The 15,549-nt window shown below is 60.1% G+C and carries 13 protein-coding genes and 1 riboswitch; of the genes, 9 read left to right on the top strand and 4 right to left on the bottom strand.

Features of this window, described 5'->3' with window-relative positions; translation table 11 throughout:
* Positions 1-394: 394 nt before the first annotated feature.
* On the bottom strand, positions 395-1,342 hold the full coding sequence (gene leuO, locus ACMGG9_RS02155; protein WP_033641849.1) for a transcriptional regulator LeuO: 948 nt from the start codon (positions 1,340-1,342) through the stop codon (positions 395-397).
* A gap of 872 nt (positions 1,343-2,214) precedes the next feature.
* Between leuO and leuA the strand changes: the two genes are divergently transcribed.
* Genes leuA through leuD form a run of 4 tightly spaced genes read left to right on the top strand, consistent with a single transcriptional unit; the run spans position 2,215 to position 6,897 of the window.
* A complete protein-coding gene (gene leuA, locus ACMGG9_RS02150) occupies positions 2,215-3,789 on the top strand; it encodes a 2-isopropylmalate synthase (protein ID WP_033641848.1) in 1,575 nt (524 codons plus the stop codon).
* Positions 3,790-3,791: 2 nt separating this feature from the next.
* Positions 3,792-4,883, top strand: coding sequence for a 3-isopropylmalate dehydrogenase (leuB, locus tag ACMGG9_RS02145; RefSeq protein ID WP_025159635.1), 1,092 nt, complete (start codon positions 3,792-3,794; stop codon positions 4,881-4,883).
* A gap of 1 nt (position 4,884) precedes the next feature.
* Positions 4,885-6,285: a 3-isopropylmalate dehydratase large subunit gene (gene leuC / locus ACMGG9_RS02140; protein WP_033651676.1), complete on the top strand. Its 1,401-nt coding sequence runs from the start codon at positions 4,885-4,887 to the stop codon at positions 6,283-6,285.
* Positions 6,286-6,294: 9 nt separating this feature from the next.
* Positions 6,295-6,897 carry a 3-isopropylmalate dehydratase small subunit gene (gene leuD / locus ACMGG9_RS02135; protein ID WP_025159634.1) on the top strand — a complete coding sequence of 201 codons (603 nt, stop codon included), beginning with the start codon at positions 6,295-6,297 and terminating at the stop codon, positions 6,895-6,897.
* A gap of 37 nt (positions 6,898-6,934) precedes the next feature.
* Here leuD and ACMGG9_RS02130 read toward each other — a convergent pair whose 3' ends face one another.
* The 3 genes from ACMGG9_RS02130 to sgrT all read right to left on the bottom strand — a co-directional run bounded on the left by ACMGG9_RS02130 (position 6,935) and on the right by sgrT (position 10,078).
* Complete coding sequence (locus tag ACMGG9_RS02130; protein WP_047572680.1) at positions 6,935-8,407, bottom strand: DASS family sodium-coupled anion symporter; 1,473 nt, start codon at positions 8,405-8,407, stop codon at positions 6,935-6,937.
* Positions 8,408-8,551: 144 nt separating this feature from the next.
* Positions 8,552-9,748: a sugar efflux transporter gene (locus tag ACMGG9_RS02125; RefSeq protein WP_033641845.1), complete on the bottom strand. Its 1,197-nt coding sequence runs from the start codon at positions 9,746-9,748 to the stop codon at positions 8,552-8,554.
* A gap of 156 nt (positions 9,749-9,904) precedes the next feature.
* Complete coding sequence (gene sgrT / locus ACMGG9_RS02120) at positions 9,905-10,078, bottom strand: glucose uptake inhibitor SgrT (protein WP_071883530.1); 174 nt, start codon at positions 10,076-10,078, stop codon at positions 9,905-9,907.
* A gap of 90 nt (positions 10,079-10,168) precedes the next feature.
* Here sgrT and sgrR point away from each other — a divergent pair, with 90 nt between their 5' ends.
* The 5 genes from sgrR to ivbL all read left to right on the top strand — a co-directional run bounded on the left by sgrR (position 10,169) and on the right by ivbL (position 15,506).
* Positions 10,169-11,830 (top strand): HTH-type transcriptional regulator SgrR, encoded by a 1,662-nt coding sequence (gene sgrR, locus ACMGG9_RS02115; RefSeq protein ID WP_047025197.1) that lies wholly within the window; start codon positions 10,169-10,171, stop codon positions 11,828-11,830.
* Between the two features lie 37 nt (positions 11,831-11,867).
* Positions 11,868-11,986: riboswitch (TPP riboswitch) on the top strand.
* Positions 11,987-12,043: 57 nt separating this feature from the next.
* Entirely contained in the window at positions 12,044-13,030 is a 987-nt protein-coding gene (gene thiB, locus ACMGG9_RS02110) for a thiamine ABC transporter substrate binding subunit (protein WP_414161880.1), read from the top strand.
* Positions 13,006-14,613: a thiamine/thiamine pyrophosphate ABC transporter permease ThiP gene (gene thiP / locus ACMGG9_RS02105; protein ID WP_414161879.1), complete on the top strand. Its 1,608-nt coding sequence runs from the start codon at positions 13,006-13,008 to the stop codon at positions 14,611-14,613. The genes thiB and thiP overlap by 25 nt, the downstream gene beginning before the upstream one ends.
* Positions 14,600-15,304, top strand: a complete 705-nt coding sequence (gene thiQ / locus ACMGG9_RS02100; RefSeq protein ID WP_047025195.1) for a thiamine ABC transporter ATP-binding protein ThiQ — start codon at positions 14,600-14,602, stop codon at positions 15,302-15,304. Before thiP ends, thiQ begins: the two co-directional genes overlap by 14 nt.
* Positions 15,305-15,392: 88 nt before the next feature.
* The gene (ivbL, locus tag ACMGG9_RS02095) at positions 15,393-15,506 is read left to right on the top strand and encodes an ilvB operon leader peptide IvbL (RefSeq protein WP_154747116.1); all 114 of its coding nucleotides are present in this window, start codon (positions 15,393-15,395) and stop codon (positions 15,504-15,506) included.
* Positions 15,507-15,549 lie beyond the last annotated feature (43 nt).

Below are 15,549 nucleotides of genomic sequence, written 5' to 3'. Positions count from 1 at the left end.
ACGTGTTTACTTTTTTCCGCGCAGTCTACCTACTCTCAGGCAGGGGGAAAAGCGATTTCAGCGTAGAAGTGTGAGCCAAAACTCAGGCCGGCTTTCGCGCTTTCATGGGTTGGACAGAACGGGAAGGAAAAGGTTTGCTGGCGGCAATAAAACGCGGCCCATCCGGGCCGCCGCATCGAGTTAGTTAAAAATACCAGTCGTAAAGTAAAAATCAGAATATTAATTTATATTAATTATTTTTGGTAAACGAACCAACTCACCCTGAAAATAAGTTATTTAATCGCCGCAAAACCAAGAAACATCTTAATAAAAACCCAGATAGTTCTTAGTTTTTATCATGAGAAAAAAACGCTCAGTTGAATATTATCTTTATATATCCCCATTTTTTATCGCTTTACTTTGGGTTACCCGCCTCAATCAGGACGGACTTCATCCACTGGTGCCCTTTATCCCGTTCGGAGGATTCATGCCAGGAAAGATAGCAGGTCGCTTTATTGTGATTGGCGCACAAAGGAACCGCCTTTATTTTCAACGCCTCCGTCTGTTGCCGCACCAACCAGGCGGGCGCAATCGCCACCATTTCCGTTTGCGACACCATATTCAACACGCTGTAGAGGTCCGTGCACTGTTGTGTCACGGCGCGCAGCATCGGCTCCTCTAAATAGAAAGGTTTACTGAACGATCCAAAACTTTCCAGGGAAACCGCCGCGTGCTGTTCGGCCAACATGTGTTCCGGCGTCACCTCCTCCCCTATTCGCGGGTGCGCCTGCGCAACCGCCAGCACTAATTCGTCGTCGAACATCGCCAGGCTGCGAAACTCCGCCGACTCGAAACGGCTGTAGCCGATGACAAATTCGACGTCCTGATAACGTAATTGATGTTCAATATTATTGTTAATGTATGACTTTATTTGCAGGTTAAGCTGCGGCGCTATCTGTTTGACGTGATTGATTATCCCGGCGCCCAGACGCAAATCGAGCGGGCTGCACAGCGACAGGGAGAACGCTCGCGTGCTGGTCAGCGGCTCAAACTCAGATCCCGGCAACTCATTTTGCACCAGCTGCAGCGCTTGCCGCACCGGCCCGAACAGCTGCCTGGCCCGCATGGTGGGCTGGATCCCGCGCCCGCAGCGCACGAACAGCTCGTCGTTGAACATCACCTTCAGACGCGCTACCGCGTTGCTCACCGCCGGCTGCGACATCCCTAACGAATTAGCGGCTCGCGTAATATTTTGCATTTGCATCACGGCGTCAAACACCGTCAGCAAATTAAGATCGACGCTGCGCAAATGGATGTCCGCCGGCTCTTTGACCATGGCGATTTCTGAATCATATTCAGCCATATTTCACTCCACTAAATCCTGTGTAGATAATCTAATCCTTATGCTCGACAAACAATGAAACGCCGCATTGTCTTATCTTTGCACGACAAATCCTGCCATTACCGTCATCAGCCGATAAAAAACCTCGTGTTATCGACACGATTTAAGTCGTATATGGAATGCATATCAGTCACTTCTACCGTCAGCAGGAAGAATGCCACCTGGGTGGTACTAATAATTAGGTATTAACAATGATTAATACAATTAAACAACGTAACCCCATTGTATGAGACAAACTATAAAAACACATCATAAGCAATCAAACCATCTAAAAACATCAATCGCTTTGTGTAAAATCGCATTATTTTGTTATATTATGACTAAAACAATCAATTAATCATATGAATTCAATTTAAATCATTCGTATTAAAAATATTATTTTGTTTCCTCCCGTGATTAATCCTCCTTATTTTTTCATCACAAATCTTAACCCAACAAAATCCAGAAGCAATTAGCGCAGTATATATTCGATTCGTTTATGCTAAGCAGCGCGCAAACTGCTCCCATTTTTTCTCTATGGCGCCGCCTTTTTACCGAATGATCCTCTGTTTGGACGCATAGCCGGTGCATTGTCCCCGCATTCAATCAGGTGTTGACATCGCCAGGCCAATCACGTATCAAATTAGGCAGACACCCAATTTAAGAGAAGCTGAACCATTATGATCCGTACTCACCGTCTACTAGGCCTACTACTCAACGCATCTTGTTTGCGCGGTATGCCTGTGGACGAAGTTCGGAGCTGACTCAGCCGATCACCCATAAGAAACCCGCGCTACTGCGCGGGTTTTTTTTTGCCCGCTTAGCGTGAAATCAACACGATAAGGAATGCACCGATGAGCCAACAAGTCATTATTTTCGATACCACGCTGCGTGATGGCGAACAGGCATTGCAGGCCAGCCTGAGCGTAAAAGAGAAGATTCAGATTGCGCTGGCGCTGGAAAGAATGGGCGTTGACGTGATGGAAGTCGGCTTCCCGGTCTCTTCGCCGGGCGATTTCGAATCGGTGCAAACCATCGCTCGCCAGATCAAGAACAGTCGCGTCTGCGGCCTGGCCCGCTGCGTGGACAAAGACATCGACGTGGCCGCCGAAGCGTTGCGCGTCGCTGAAGCGTTCCGTATCCACGTGTTCCTGGCCACCTCCACCCTGCACATCGAATCGAAGCTGAAGCGCTCGTTCGACGAAGTGTTGGAAATGGCAGTACGCTCGGTCAAACGCGCCCGCAACTATACCGACGACGTGGAATTCTCCTGCGAAGACGCCGGCCGCACGCCGATCGACAACCTGTGCCGCGTGGTCGAAGCCGCCATCAACGCCGGCGCCACCACCATCAATATTCCGGACACCGTCGGCTACACCACGCCAAACCAGTTCGGCGGCATCATCACCACCTTGTATGACCGCGTGCCGAACATCGACAAAGCCATCATTTCCGTACACTGCCACGACGATTTGGGCATGGCAGTCGGCAACTCCATTGCCGCGGTCCAGGCCGGCGCCCGTCAGGTGGAAGGCACCCTGAACGGCATCGGTGAGCGCGCCGGCAACTGTTCGCTGGAAGAGGTGATCATGGCGATTAAGGTGCGCCAGGACATCATGAACGTGCACACCAACATCAATCATCAGGAAATCTTCCGCACCAGCCAGATCGTCAGCCAGCTGTGCAACATGCCGATCCCGGCCAACAAGGCGATCGTCGGCGCCAACGCCTTCGCCCACTCCTCCGGCATTCACCAGGACGGCGTGCTGAAGAACCGCGAAAACTACGAAATCATGACCCCGCAGTCGATCGGCCTGAAAGACGTGCAGTTGAACCTGACTTCCCGCTCCGGCCGCGCGGCGGTGAAACACCGCATGGAAGAGATGGGCTACCAGGAGCAGGACTACAACCTGGATACCCTGTACGCCGCCTTCCTGAAGCTGGCCGACAAAAAAGGTCAGGTGTTCGACTATGACCTGGAGGCGCTGGCCTTCATCAACAAACAACAGGAAGAACCGGAACACTTCAGCCTGGGTTACTTCAGCGTGCAGTCCGGCAGCAGCATCATGGCCACCGCCTCGGTGAAACTGATCTGCGGCGGCGAAGAGAAAGCCGAAGCCGCCACCGGCAACGGCCCGGTCGATGCGGTCTATCAGGCGATCAATCGCATCACCGATTACCCGATCGAACTGGTGAAGTACCAGTTGACCGCCAAAGGCCATGGGCGCGATGCGCTGGGCCAGGTGGATATCGTCGTCTCTTATAACGGCCGTCGTTTCCATGGCGTGGGTCTGGCGACCGACATCGTCGAATCCTCCGCCAAGGCGATGGTGCACGTGTTGAACAATATTTGGCGCTCACAGCAGGTAGAAAAAGAAAAACAGCGTCTGCAGCAAAACAAACATCAAAATAATCAGGAAACGGTGTGAACATGACGAAGACTTATCACATTGCCGTCTTGCCCGGAGACGGTATCGGCCCGGAAGTAATGGCTCAGGCGCGCAAAGTGTTGGACGCGGTGCGTCAACGCTTTGACATTCGCATCACCACCGCCGAGTACGACGTCGGCGGCATCGCCATCGATCGCCACGGCAGCCCGTTGCCGGCGGCGACCGTCGCCGGCTGCGAGCAGGCCGACGCCATCCTGTTCGGTTCGGTGGGCGGCCCGAAATGGGAACACCTGCCGCCGGCCGAGCAGCCGGAACGCGGCGCGCTGTTGCCACTGCGCAAGCACTTCAAACTGTTCAGCAACCTGCGCCCGGCCCGCCTGTATCAAGGGTTGGAGGCGTTCTGCCCGCTGCGCGCCGATATCGCCGCCCGCGGCTTCGACATTCTGTGCGTGCGCGAACTGACCGGCGGCATCTATTTCGGCCAGCCGAAGGGCCGCGAAGGCCAGGGCATGCAGGAGCGCGCCTTCGACACCGAGGTGTATCACCGTTTCGAGATTGAACGCATCGCGCGCATCGCCTTCGAATCCGCCCGCAAGCGCCGCCACAAGGTGACGTCGATCGACAAGGCCAACGTGCTGCAAAGCTCCATCTTGTGGCGTGAAGTGGTCAATCAGGTCGCCAAGGATTACCCGGACGTGTCGCTGTCGCACATGTATATCGACAACGCCACCATGCAGCTGATCAAGGATCCGTCCCAGTTCGACGTGCTGCTGTGTTCCAACCTGTTCGGCGACATCCTGTCCGACGAGTGCGCGATGATCACCGGCTCGATGGGCATGCTGCCGTCCGCCAGCCTGAACGAGCAAGGCTTCGGCCTGTACGAACCTGCGGGCGGTTCCGCGCCGGATATCGCCGGCAAAGGCATCGCCAACCCGATTGCGCAGATCCTGTCCGCCACCCTGCTGCTGCGTTATAGCCTGGGCGCCGATGAAGCGGCCGACGCCGTAGAGCGCGCCATCAACCAGGCGTTGGAACAGGGCTACCGCACCGCCGATCTGGCCGGTGACGGCAAAGCCGTCAGCACCGATGAAATGGGCGACATCATCGCTCGCTTTGTAGCTCAGGGGGCATAACATGGCCAAGACCTTATACCAGAAATTGTATGATGCCCACGTGGTGCACGAAGCGCCGAACGAGACGCCGCTGCTGTATATCGACCGTCACCTGGTGCACGAAGTCACGTCGCCGCAGGCGTTCGACGGCCTGCGCGCCATGGGCCGGAAGGTGCGCCAGCCCGGCAAAACCTTCGCCACCATGGATCACAACGTGTCGACCCAGACCAAAGACATCAACGCCAGCGGTGAGATGGCGCGCATCCAGATGCAGGAGCTGATCAAGAACTGCGCGGAATTCGGCGTTTCGCTGTATGACCTGAACCACCCGTTCCAGGGCATCGTGCACGTGATCGGGCCGGAGCAAGGCATGACGCTGCCGGGCATGACCATCGTCTGCGGCGATTCACACACCGCGACCCACGGCGCCTTCGGCTCGCTGGCGTTCGGCATCGGCACCTCCGAAGTGGAGCACGTGCTGGCGACCCAGACCCTGAAGCAGGGCCGGGCCAAAACCATGAAGATTGAGGTCACCGGCGATGCCGCCGAGGGCATTACCGCCAAAGACATCGTGCTGGCGGTAATCGGCAAAACCGGCAGCGCCGGTGGCACCGGCCACGTGGTGGAGTTCTGCGGCAAGGCGATCGAGGCATTGAGCATGGAAGGCCGCATGACCCTGTGCAACATGGCGATCGAAATGGGCGCCAAAGCCGGGTTGGTCGCGCCGGACGACACCACCTTCGCCTACCTGAAGGGGCGTCAGTTCGCGCCGACCGGTGAAAACTGGGAGCAGGCGGTCGCTTACTGGCGCACGCTGAAGTCCGACGCCGACGCCCAGTTCGATACCGTGGTGACGCTGCGCGCCGAAGAGATCGCGCCGCAAGTCACCTGGGGCACCAACCCTGGCCAGGTGATCGCCGTCAATCAGGCGATCCCGGCGCCGGAATCGTTTAACGATCCGGTTGAGCGCGCCTCCGCCGAGAAAGCGCTGGCCTACATGGATTTGAAGCCGGGCATCAAATTGACCGAAGTGCCGATCGACAAAGTGTTCATCGGTTCCTGCACCAACTCGCGCATCGAAGATCTGCGCGCGGCGGCGGCGATCGCCAAGGGGCGCAAGGTCGCCAACGGCGTGCAGGCCATCGTGGTGCCGGGCTCCGGCCCGGTGAAGGCCCAGGCGGAAGCCGAAGGGTTGGACAAAATCTTTATTGAAGCCGGTTTCGAATGGCGCTTGCCTGGTTGCTCGATGTGCCTGGCGATGAACAACGACCGTCTGAATCCGGGCGAGCGCTGCGCGTCCACCAGCAACCGTAACTTCGAAGGGCGCCAGGGCCGCGGTGGGCGCACCCACCTGGTCAGCCCGGCAATGGCCGCCGCGGCCGCCGTCGCCGGTCACTTCGCTGACATCCGTGATATTCACTAAGGGGCTAACGTGGCTAAATTTACTCAACATACCGGCTTAGTGGTGCCTTTGGATGCGGCCAACGTCGACACCGACGCCATTATTCCCAAGCAGTTTTTACAGAAGGTGACCCGTACCGGTTTCGGCCAGCACCTGTTCAACGACTGGCGCTTCCTCGACGATGCCGGCCAGCAACCCAACCCGGAGTTCGTGCTGAACAAACCGCGCTATAAAGGCGCCAGCATCCTGTTGGCGCGGGAGAACTTCGGCTGCGGCTCCTCGCGCGAACACGCCCCTTGGGCGCTGACCGACTACGGTTTCAAAGTGGTGATCGCGCCGAGCTTCGCCGATATCTTCTACGGCAACTCGTTTAACAACCAGCTGTTGCCGGTCACGCTGAGCGAGCAGCAGGTGGATGAGCTGTTCAAACTGGTTGACGCCAACGAGGGTACGGAGTTCGTGGTGGATCTGGAGAACCAGACGGTCAACGCCGGTGGCAAAAGCTATCCGTTCGAAATAGACAGCTTCCGCCGCCACTGCATGATCAACGGGCTGGACAGCATCGGCCTGACGCTGCAGCATGAAGCGGACATCTCCCGCTACGAAGCGCAGCAACCGGCGTTTCTGAATTAATCCCCTTCACCCGCCGCCCGGCGGGTGAATTTTTTCCTCACCAGTAGCCCAGCAGCTTCCACCATGCGCCGCCGATCACTATCCAGATCAGTAGGTTAACCACGCTCATCACCCATCCCGCTTTCCACCACTCCCCCAACGTCACATAGCCGGAGCCAAAGATGATCGGCGCGGTGCCGGTCCCGTAATGCGTCAGCGACATCATCAGCGAAGAAGAGAACGCCAGGATCAGGCCCAGCAGCGCCGGCGGCGCGCCGAGCGCGATACCGGCAGCGAAGAAGGCGGCGAACATCGCCGTTACGTGCGCAGTGGTGCTGGCGAAGAAATAGTGAGAATACAGATAAATGATGGTCAGCAAGATCGTGCCGCCCACCCAACTCATGCCCATATGGTCGATGCCGTTGCCGACGGTCTGCGACAGCCAGCCGATCAGCCCCAGCTTGCCGAGGAAACTGGCCATCATCACCAGCGCCGAGAACCACACGACGGTATCCCAGGCCCCTTTATGCTTCAGCACATCCTCCCAGCTCAGCACCCCGGTAGCCAGCAGCACCGCCAGGCCGATCAGCGCCGCGGTGGTAGGATTGACCGCCAGCGCCGGGCCGAAAATCATCGCCGGAATGCCGGCCCACAGTACCAACAGCAGCGCGAACACCGCGAGAGTAATTTTCTCCGGCAGCGTCACCGGCCCCAGCGCCTGCAGCTTTTCGCAGGCAAAACGCGGCGCGTCCGGGGTGCTTTTCACCTCCGGCGGGTACAGCAGATAAATGACCAGCGGCATCACGATCAGCGAACACAGCCCCGGCACCAGGGCGGCAATCGCCCACATCGACCAGGACAGTTCGAAGCTGCCGTGGGTGCCTTTGGCGATCAGGCTGACAATCAGCGGGTTAGGCGCCGTGGCGGTGATAAACATCGCCGAGGTGACCGGGTTAATGTTGTAGTTCACCAGCGACAGATAGCGGCCGATCTTGCCGGAGGTATTGAGCTCGGGTTTGGAACCAAAGCTGTCGGCGATCGATTTCATGATCGGGTGAATGATGCCGCCGCCGCGCGCGGTGTTGCTCGGCGTCACCGGCGCCAGGGTGGTTTCCGCCAACGTCAATGCATAGGCGATGCCGAGCGTTTTTTTACCGAACAGCGAGATAAAGTAGTAACCGATGCGCGCGCCCAGCCCGGTTTTGTTCAGGCTGAGGGAGATCATGATAGAAAAGCCGATCAGCCAGATCAGCTGGTTGGAAAAACCGCTGAGCGCGTCGTCCAGCGCGGCGCCCGGCTTGCCGGGATTGGTGACGCCGGTCACCGCCACCAGGGCGATGGCAATCACCGAGACTGCGCCGATCGGCATCGCCTTGCCGATGATGGCGATGATAGTGCCGATAAACAGCGCCAGCAGCTGCCAGGCGTTGGGCGCAACGCCCTCCGGCACGGGAATGAGGAACCAGATGATCAGCGTGGCGGCAAGGGCGCACAGGGAAGGAAGCGGTTTGAGCGGTGTGAGTTTATCCATAACGTTCCCACTGTTCTAAACAACAAGGCGGCATCTCAATAGCGAGACGGGCGTGGACGCAACGATCGCGCTCCATATGCCTTCAGCTTGGGCGTCCGCTTCAGCCTTCTCAATGACTTGCATCAAGAATGCCGTCGTTTGACCTCACACTTCACGCACTTTGGCGCTCATCCAGAGCGCCGCCAGCGCCAGCAGCGCCGCCATCCAATACACCGAGCCATGACCGAGGTTCTCCACCAGCGCGCCCTGCAGCACCCCGGCCAGGATCACCCCGGTCGAGATGCTGTTGGTGAACAGCGTGGTGGCGGCTCCCGGTCGGCCCGGCATCAAATCTTGAAAATAGAGCATGCCGATACCGGCGACGATGCCGATAAACACCGCGTTGAGCAGTTGCAACGCGATCAGGGTCGGCTTGGTCGCCAGCACCGTCAGCCCGAGGTAAAACAGCACGCCCGCCGCCACCGCCAGCAGCATCATGTTGCGCTTGCCGAAACGTTTGACGTAGTAACCGGCCAGCAGCATCGCCGGGATCTCCAGCCCGGCGGCGGTGCCCATCAGCACCCCGGCCAGCCCCTCAGGCAGGCCGAGATCGGCGGTAATATACAGCGGCATGTCGATGATATACATGGTGTTGCAGGTCCACATCAGCATCGAGGCGATAAACAGCAGACGCACGTCGCGATTGCGCCAGGCGCTGGCGGGCGCAATCGGCGCGGATGCGCCGTCCCGCAGCCCGTCGCCGTCCGCCGCGCGCGGCACCGAAGGCAGCATGAACCCGACCAGCAGCACGCAGATGGCGAAGGTGGCGGCGGCGATCAGGAACATCACGGTAAAGCCGTAATTCAGCGCCAGCGCAAACGACAGCGGCGGGCCTATCACCCACGCCAGCGAAAGCTGGGCGCGCATCACCGAACTGAACATCACCACTTCACGCGCCTCGCTGTCGGCGTATTCCCGCGCCAGCGCGAAGATCTGCGGCATGGCGGTGTTGGCAACGGCGGACATCAACACCCCGGCGGTGATCAGCGTCAGGTAGTCGCGGTTGAAAGCGAACAGCAGGCAGTTGCCGACCGCCATCAGGCAGCACAGCAGGATCAGCCTGCGCCGATCGCCGCGGGTGTCGGAACGTTTGGCCAGCAGGAAGCTGACGACGATGCCGGCCACCGCGTTGGCGGTGTAAAACAACCCGACCCACAGCGGCCGCACCTTAACTTCGGTGGTCAGAAACAGGCTGAGCGTCGGCGTCAGCAACGCGCCGGCGATGCCGGAGAGAAAAGCGATCAGCAGGAAGGCGGCAAAGATGGGGTTGATGCGCAGTGATAACCGTCTCAGGCGTTCCATATCCTCTTCCCTGATCCCAAAGCAGAAGCAAAAACCTTAGGTCACGGCGAGGAAAATGCAAGTCCATCGCCCTAACCGCAAATAAAAAAACCAGTGGGGCGACCCACTGGCTGGTGAAACAGCACCATTACTCAGAAACTTTTATGCCGCAGCGCCTTACAGGTGCTCGCGATACTGCTTGTCGCTCATCTCTTTGATATCCCATTGCGTCAGGTGCGCCAATATTGCCAGCCGCGCCTGCTCGGGCACCACGCTCAGCCAGTCGGCGTGCTGCCGACGCACCGCGCTGAAATAGCGCTGATAGAACGATTTGGATAAGAAAGCTTTCATGATTGCGCCCTCCCCTTTCATCGATGAAAATTATCGGCGTAATATAGGGAAAGAAAAATTGACGAGTTGAGACAGGAGTGTTCCTCTTTTATGTCCACGTCCAGATTGCAGCAGCAGTTCATCCGTCTGTGGCAACGCTGCCACGGTGAAACCACCGACACCACGCTGCAGGCACTGGCGGAGGCGCTGAGCTGCTCGCGGCGCCACGTGCGCTCCCTGTTGAGCGCCATGCAGCGGGAGGGCTGGCTCACCTGGCAGGCGGAGTCGGGACGCGGCAAGCGTTCGCGGCTAACCTTTCATTACACCGGCCTGGCGCTGCAGCAACAGCGGGCCGAGGAGCTGCTGGAGCAGGATCGCATCGATCAGTTGGTGCAGCTGGTGGGCGACAAAAACGTGGTGCGCCAAATGCTGCTGTCGCAGCTGGGGCGCAGCTTCCGTCAGGGGAAACATATCCTGCGGGTGCTCTACTATCGGCAGTTGTACAACCTGCTGCCCGGCTCGGCGCTGCGGCGTTCCGAGACCCATTTGGCGCGTCAGATCTTCAACGGCCTGACGCGCATAAATGAGGAAAACGGGGAACTCGAATCCGATCTGTCCCACCATTGGCAGGCGCTGACGCCGCTGCACTGGCGGTTTTACCTGCGCCCGGCGATCCATTTTCATCATGGCCGCGAGCTGGAGATGGCGGACGTCATCAGCTCGCTTTCGCGTCTGACCTCACAACCGCTGTTCTCGCATATCGAAAGCGTCACCTCGCCGACGCCGTTCGTTGTCGACGTGCATCTGCACAGCCCCGACCACTGGCTGCCCTGGCTGCTGGGCAGCGTGCACGCCATGATCCTGCCGCGCGAATGGCGCGATCTGCCGGACTTCACCCGCCATCCGATCGGCACCGGCCCCTACCGCGTGGTGCGCAACCTTCCCAGCCAGATGAAGATCCACGCCTTCGACGACTATTTCGGCTACCGGGCGCTGATCGATGAGGTCAACATCTGGGTGCTGCCGGAGTTCTCCGAAGAACTGGTGCACTCCGGCGTACAGCTGCAGGGCGATGAAACCGGCAACAGCGAGCTGGAAAGCCGGCTGGAAGAAGGCTGCTACTTCCTGCTGTTCGATCAGCGCTCTCCCTTGGCGGCCGATCCCGCCATGCGCAGCTGGCTGTGCGAATTGATCAACCCCATTTCGCTGCTGAGCCACGCCGGGCCGCTCTACCAGCGCTATTGGTCGCCGGCGTACGGCCTGCTGCCGCGCTGGCACCACAACCGCGCGCTGGCGCAGCAGCCCAAACCGGCGGGGCTGACCGAACTGACGCTGACTCACTTCAATGAGCATTCGGAGTTCCACGCCATCCGCCAGGCGATCGAGCCGCTGCTGGCGCAGCACGGCATCCGCCTGATCGTGCAAAGCGTGGATTACGCGACCTGGCACCAGGGCGACGCGCGCAGCGATCTGTGGCTCGGCAGCGCCAACTTCTATCTACCGCTGGAGTTTTCGCTGTTCGCCACGCTGTACGAGCTGCCGCTGATGCAGCATTGCATGAGCGAGGACCTGGCGCAGGATGCGGCGCTGTGGCGCGCCAACCGTCTGCCGCTGGCAGAGTTCTGCCAGCGCCTGGTCAGCAATCACCAACTGCATCCGCTGTTCCACCACTGGCTGCAGTTGCACGGCCAGCGCAGCATGCGCGGCGTGCGAATGAACACCCTCGGCTGGTTCGACTTCAAGTCAGCCTGGTTTGCCCCGCCGGAGGCATAAGCGCCTTTCGCCCGGGTCGGTTAATCTTTACAATAGCGCCGTCTCAACGGGGTGCGGAGAGTCGGGCCGCGTGATAAGCCCGATTTTCCGCTGAGAGCACACCCGTCGAACCTGATCCGGTCAATACCGGCGGAGGGATTTGAGCCCAGCGAACCGGCGACGCCGCCTCGCCCCCTCAGATGCCCTTGCCCCCTTATTTTTCAGGAGTGCAACGTGGTCAAAAAATATCTGCCCTGCTTATTGCTGCTGTGCGCCGCGCCGGTGTTCGCCAAGCCGACGCTGACGGTTTACACCTACGATTCCTTCGCCGCCGACTGGGGCCCAGGCCCGGCGGTGAAAAAAGCCTTCGAAGCCGAGTGCGACTGTGAGCTGAAGTTCGTGGCGCTGGAAGACGGCGTCTCACTGCTGAACCGCCTGCGCATGGAAGGCAAGAACAGCGCCGCCGACGTGGTGCTGGGGCTGGACAACAACCTGCTGCAGGCGGCGCAGCAAACCGGCCTGTTCGCGCCGAGCGGCGTGGACACCGCCAAACTGACGGTGCCGGGCGGCTGGCATGACGCGACCTTCATGCCTTACGACTACGGGTATTTCGCCTTCGTCTACGACAAGGAAAAACTGAAGAACCCGCCGAAAAGCCTGCAGGAGCTGGTCAGCAGCGATCGTGACTGGAAGGTGATCTACGAAGATCCGCGCACCAGCACGCCGGGCCTCGGCCTGCTGCTGTGGATGCAAAAAGTGTATGGCGACAAGGCGCCGGCCGCCTGGCAGCAGTTGGCGAAAAAGACCGTGACCGTCACCAAAGGCTGGAGCGAAGCCTACGGCCTGTTCCTGAAAGGCGAAGGCGATCTGGTGCTCAGCTACACCACCTCCCCCGCCTATCATCTGATCGCCGAGAAAAAAGACCGCTACGCCGCCGCCACGTTCAGCGAAGGCCACTACCTGCAGGTGGAAGTGGCCGGCAAACTGAAGGCCGCCAAACAGCCTGAGCTGGCGGAGCGTTTCATGCAGTTCATGGTGACGCCGGCGTTCCAGAACACCATCCCGACCGGCAACTGGATGTACCCGGTGATCAATACCCCGCTGCCCGTCGGCTTTGAACAGATGAACGTGCCGCATACCGCGCTGCAATACAGCGCCGAAGAGGTGGCCACACAACGCGGCGGCTGGATCCGGGCATGGCAAACCGCCGTCAGCCGCTGATCCCCCGCGGGCTCTGGCCGGGGCTGCTGGCCGCCGGCATGATCTTGCTGGTCGCCGCGCTGGCGATGGGCTCGCTGTGGCGTCACGCGCCGGACAGCGACTGGCGCGGCCTGTGGCAGGACAGCTACCTGTGGCACGTGGTGCGCTTCACTTTCCTGCAGGCGCTGCTGTCGGCGCTGATTTCGGTGCTGCCCGCCATTCTGCTGGCGCGCGCGCTCTACCGGCGTCGTTTCCCCGGCCGGCAGTTGCTGCTGCGACTGTGCGCCATGACGCTGGTGCTGCCGGTGCTGGTGGCGGTGTTCGGCCTGCTCAGCGTCTATGGGCGCCAGGGCTGGCTGGCGACGCTGTGCGGCTGGCTGGGCGTCGAGTATGATTTCTCGCCCTACGGGCTGCAGGGCATTCTGCTGGCGCACCTGTTCTTTAACCTGCCGCTGGCTACCCGCCTGTTGCTGCAGTCGCTGGAGAATATTCCGGTGGAACAGCGCCAGCTGGCCGCCCAGCTGGGCATGAACGGCTGGCAGCAGTTCCGCTTCGTCGAATGGCCGGCGCTGCGCCGCCAAATCCTGCCGAGCGGCGCGCTGATCTTCATGCTGTGCTTCGCCAGCTTCGCCACCGTGCTGTCACTGGGCGGCGGGCCTCAGGCCACCACCATCGAGCTGGCGATCTACCAGGCGTTGAGTTACGACTACGATCTGGGCCGCGCCGCCCTGCTGGCGCTGATCCAACTGGGCTGTTGTCTGGGGCTGGTGCTGATCAGCCAACGCCTGAGCCAGGCATTGCCGGTAGGGCATACCCACGCCCAGCGCTGGCGCAACCCGGAAGACAGCCTGTGGCGGCGCATCAGCGATTTTCTGCTGATCGCCGCCGCGCTGTTGCTGCTGCTGCCGCCTCTGCTGGCGGTGATCGCCGACGGCGCCAATCAGGCTATCATCAGCGTGCTGCGCCAGCCGGTGCTGTGGCAGGCGCTGTTCACGTCGCTGCGCATCGCCCTTGGCGCCGGAGCGCTGTGCGTGGCGCTCACGATGATGCTGCTGTGGAGCAGCCGCGAGCTGAAACTGCGGCAGCAGCTGCGCGGCGGCCAAGCGCTGGAGCTGAGCGGCATGGTGATCCTGGCGATGCCGGGCATCGTGCTGGCCACCGGGTTCTTCCTGCTGCTGAACGATACGATCGGGTTGCCACAGTCGCCCTATGCGCTGGTGATCCTCACCAATGCGCTGATGGCGGTGCCCTATGCGCTGAAGGTGTTGGAGAACCCGATGCGCGACCTCGCCGAACGTTACAACCCGCTGTGCCTGTCGCTGGATATCCGCGGCTGGCGACGGCTGCGGCTGATTGAACTGCGCGCCCTGCGCCGCCCGCTGGCGCAGGCGCTGGCCTTCGCCTGCGTGCTGTCGATCGGCGATTTCGGCGTGGTCGCCTTGTTTGGCAACGAGCATTTCCGTACCCTGCCTTTTTACCTGTATCAGCAGATTGGCGCCTACCGCAGCCAAGACGGAGCGGTGACCGCGCTGCTGTTGCTGCTGCTGTGCTTCCTGCTGTTTACCCTGATTGAACGCTTACCGGGCCGCCATGCTGACGCTTGAAAAACTGACCTATCTGTATGAACACCTGCCGATGCGCTTTGATCTGCGCATCCAGCCGGGCGAGCGCGTCGCGGTGCTCGGCCCCAGCGGCGCCGGTAAAAGCACCCTGCTGAGCCTGATCGCCGGTTTTCTGCCGGCGGCCAGCGGCCGGCTGCTGCTGAACGGCGAAGACCACACCGCCACGCCGCCGGCCAAACGGCCGGTGTCGATGCTGTTTCAGGAAAACAACCTGTTCGCTCACCTGACGGTGGCGCAGAACATCGGGTTGGGGTTGGATCCCGGTCTGCGCTTGACTGCGCAGCAACGTCAACAGCGAGAACACATCGCCCGTCAGGTCGGCCTGGAAGAACACCTGGATCGCCTGCCGTCGCAGCTTTCCGGCGGTCAGCGTCAGCGCGCCGCGCTGGCGCGCTGTTTGATTCGCCGGCGGCCGATCCTGCTGCTCGACGAACCCTTCTCGGCGCTCGACCCGGCGCTGCGCAACGAGATGCTGCAACTGCTGCAGACGGTGTGCGAACAGCGCGACCTGACGCTGCTGATGGTGTCGCACAACCTCGACGACGCCGCGCGCATCGCGCCGCGCACGCTGTTGGTGGTCGACGGCCGCATCTACTACGACGGCCCGACGCAGGCCCTGCTGGACGGCAGCGCCCCCGAAGCGCGCGTGCTGGGCATTTCGGGTAAAGCGTGATCTGACGCGCGTTTTTTATGCTGCGCCAATAAACCTGTTGTGCGAATTTTGCGCCTGTGTTTTTATAAAAACCTGACTTTTTTTACTGATGATAAGGTTCCCTGTGATCGCATCCTCGCTGACTTCGACCCTACTAGTTACCGCGCTACCAGCCGCGGTGGTCGTCGTGCGTGTGGTGGTGGTCGTCGGCAATGCGCCGTAGGGTCCGAATCAACGCATCGATTCCAAAACCCCGCCGGCGCAAA

It is taken from the genome of Serratia sp. BNK-10 (assembly GCF_047456065.1).
In the GTDB taxonomy this organism is placed as follows: domain Bacteria; phylum Pseudomonadota; class Gammaproteobacteria; order Enterobacterales; family Enterobacteriaceae; genus Serratia; species Serratia ureilytica.
This window is presented reverse-complemented; position numbering and strand designations above follow the sequence as displayed.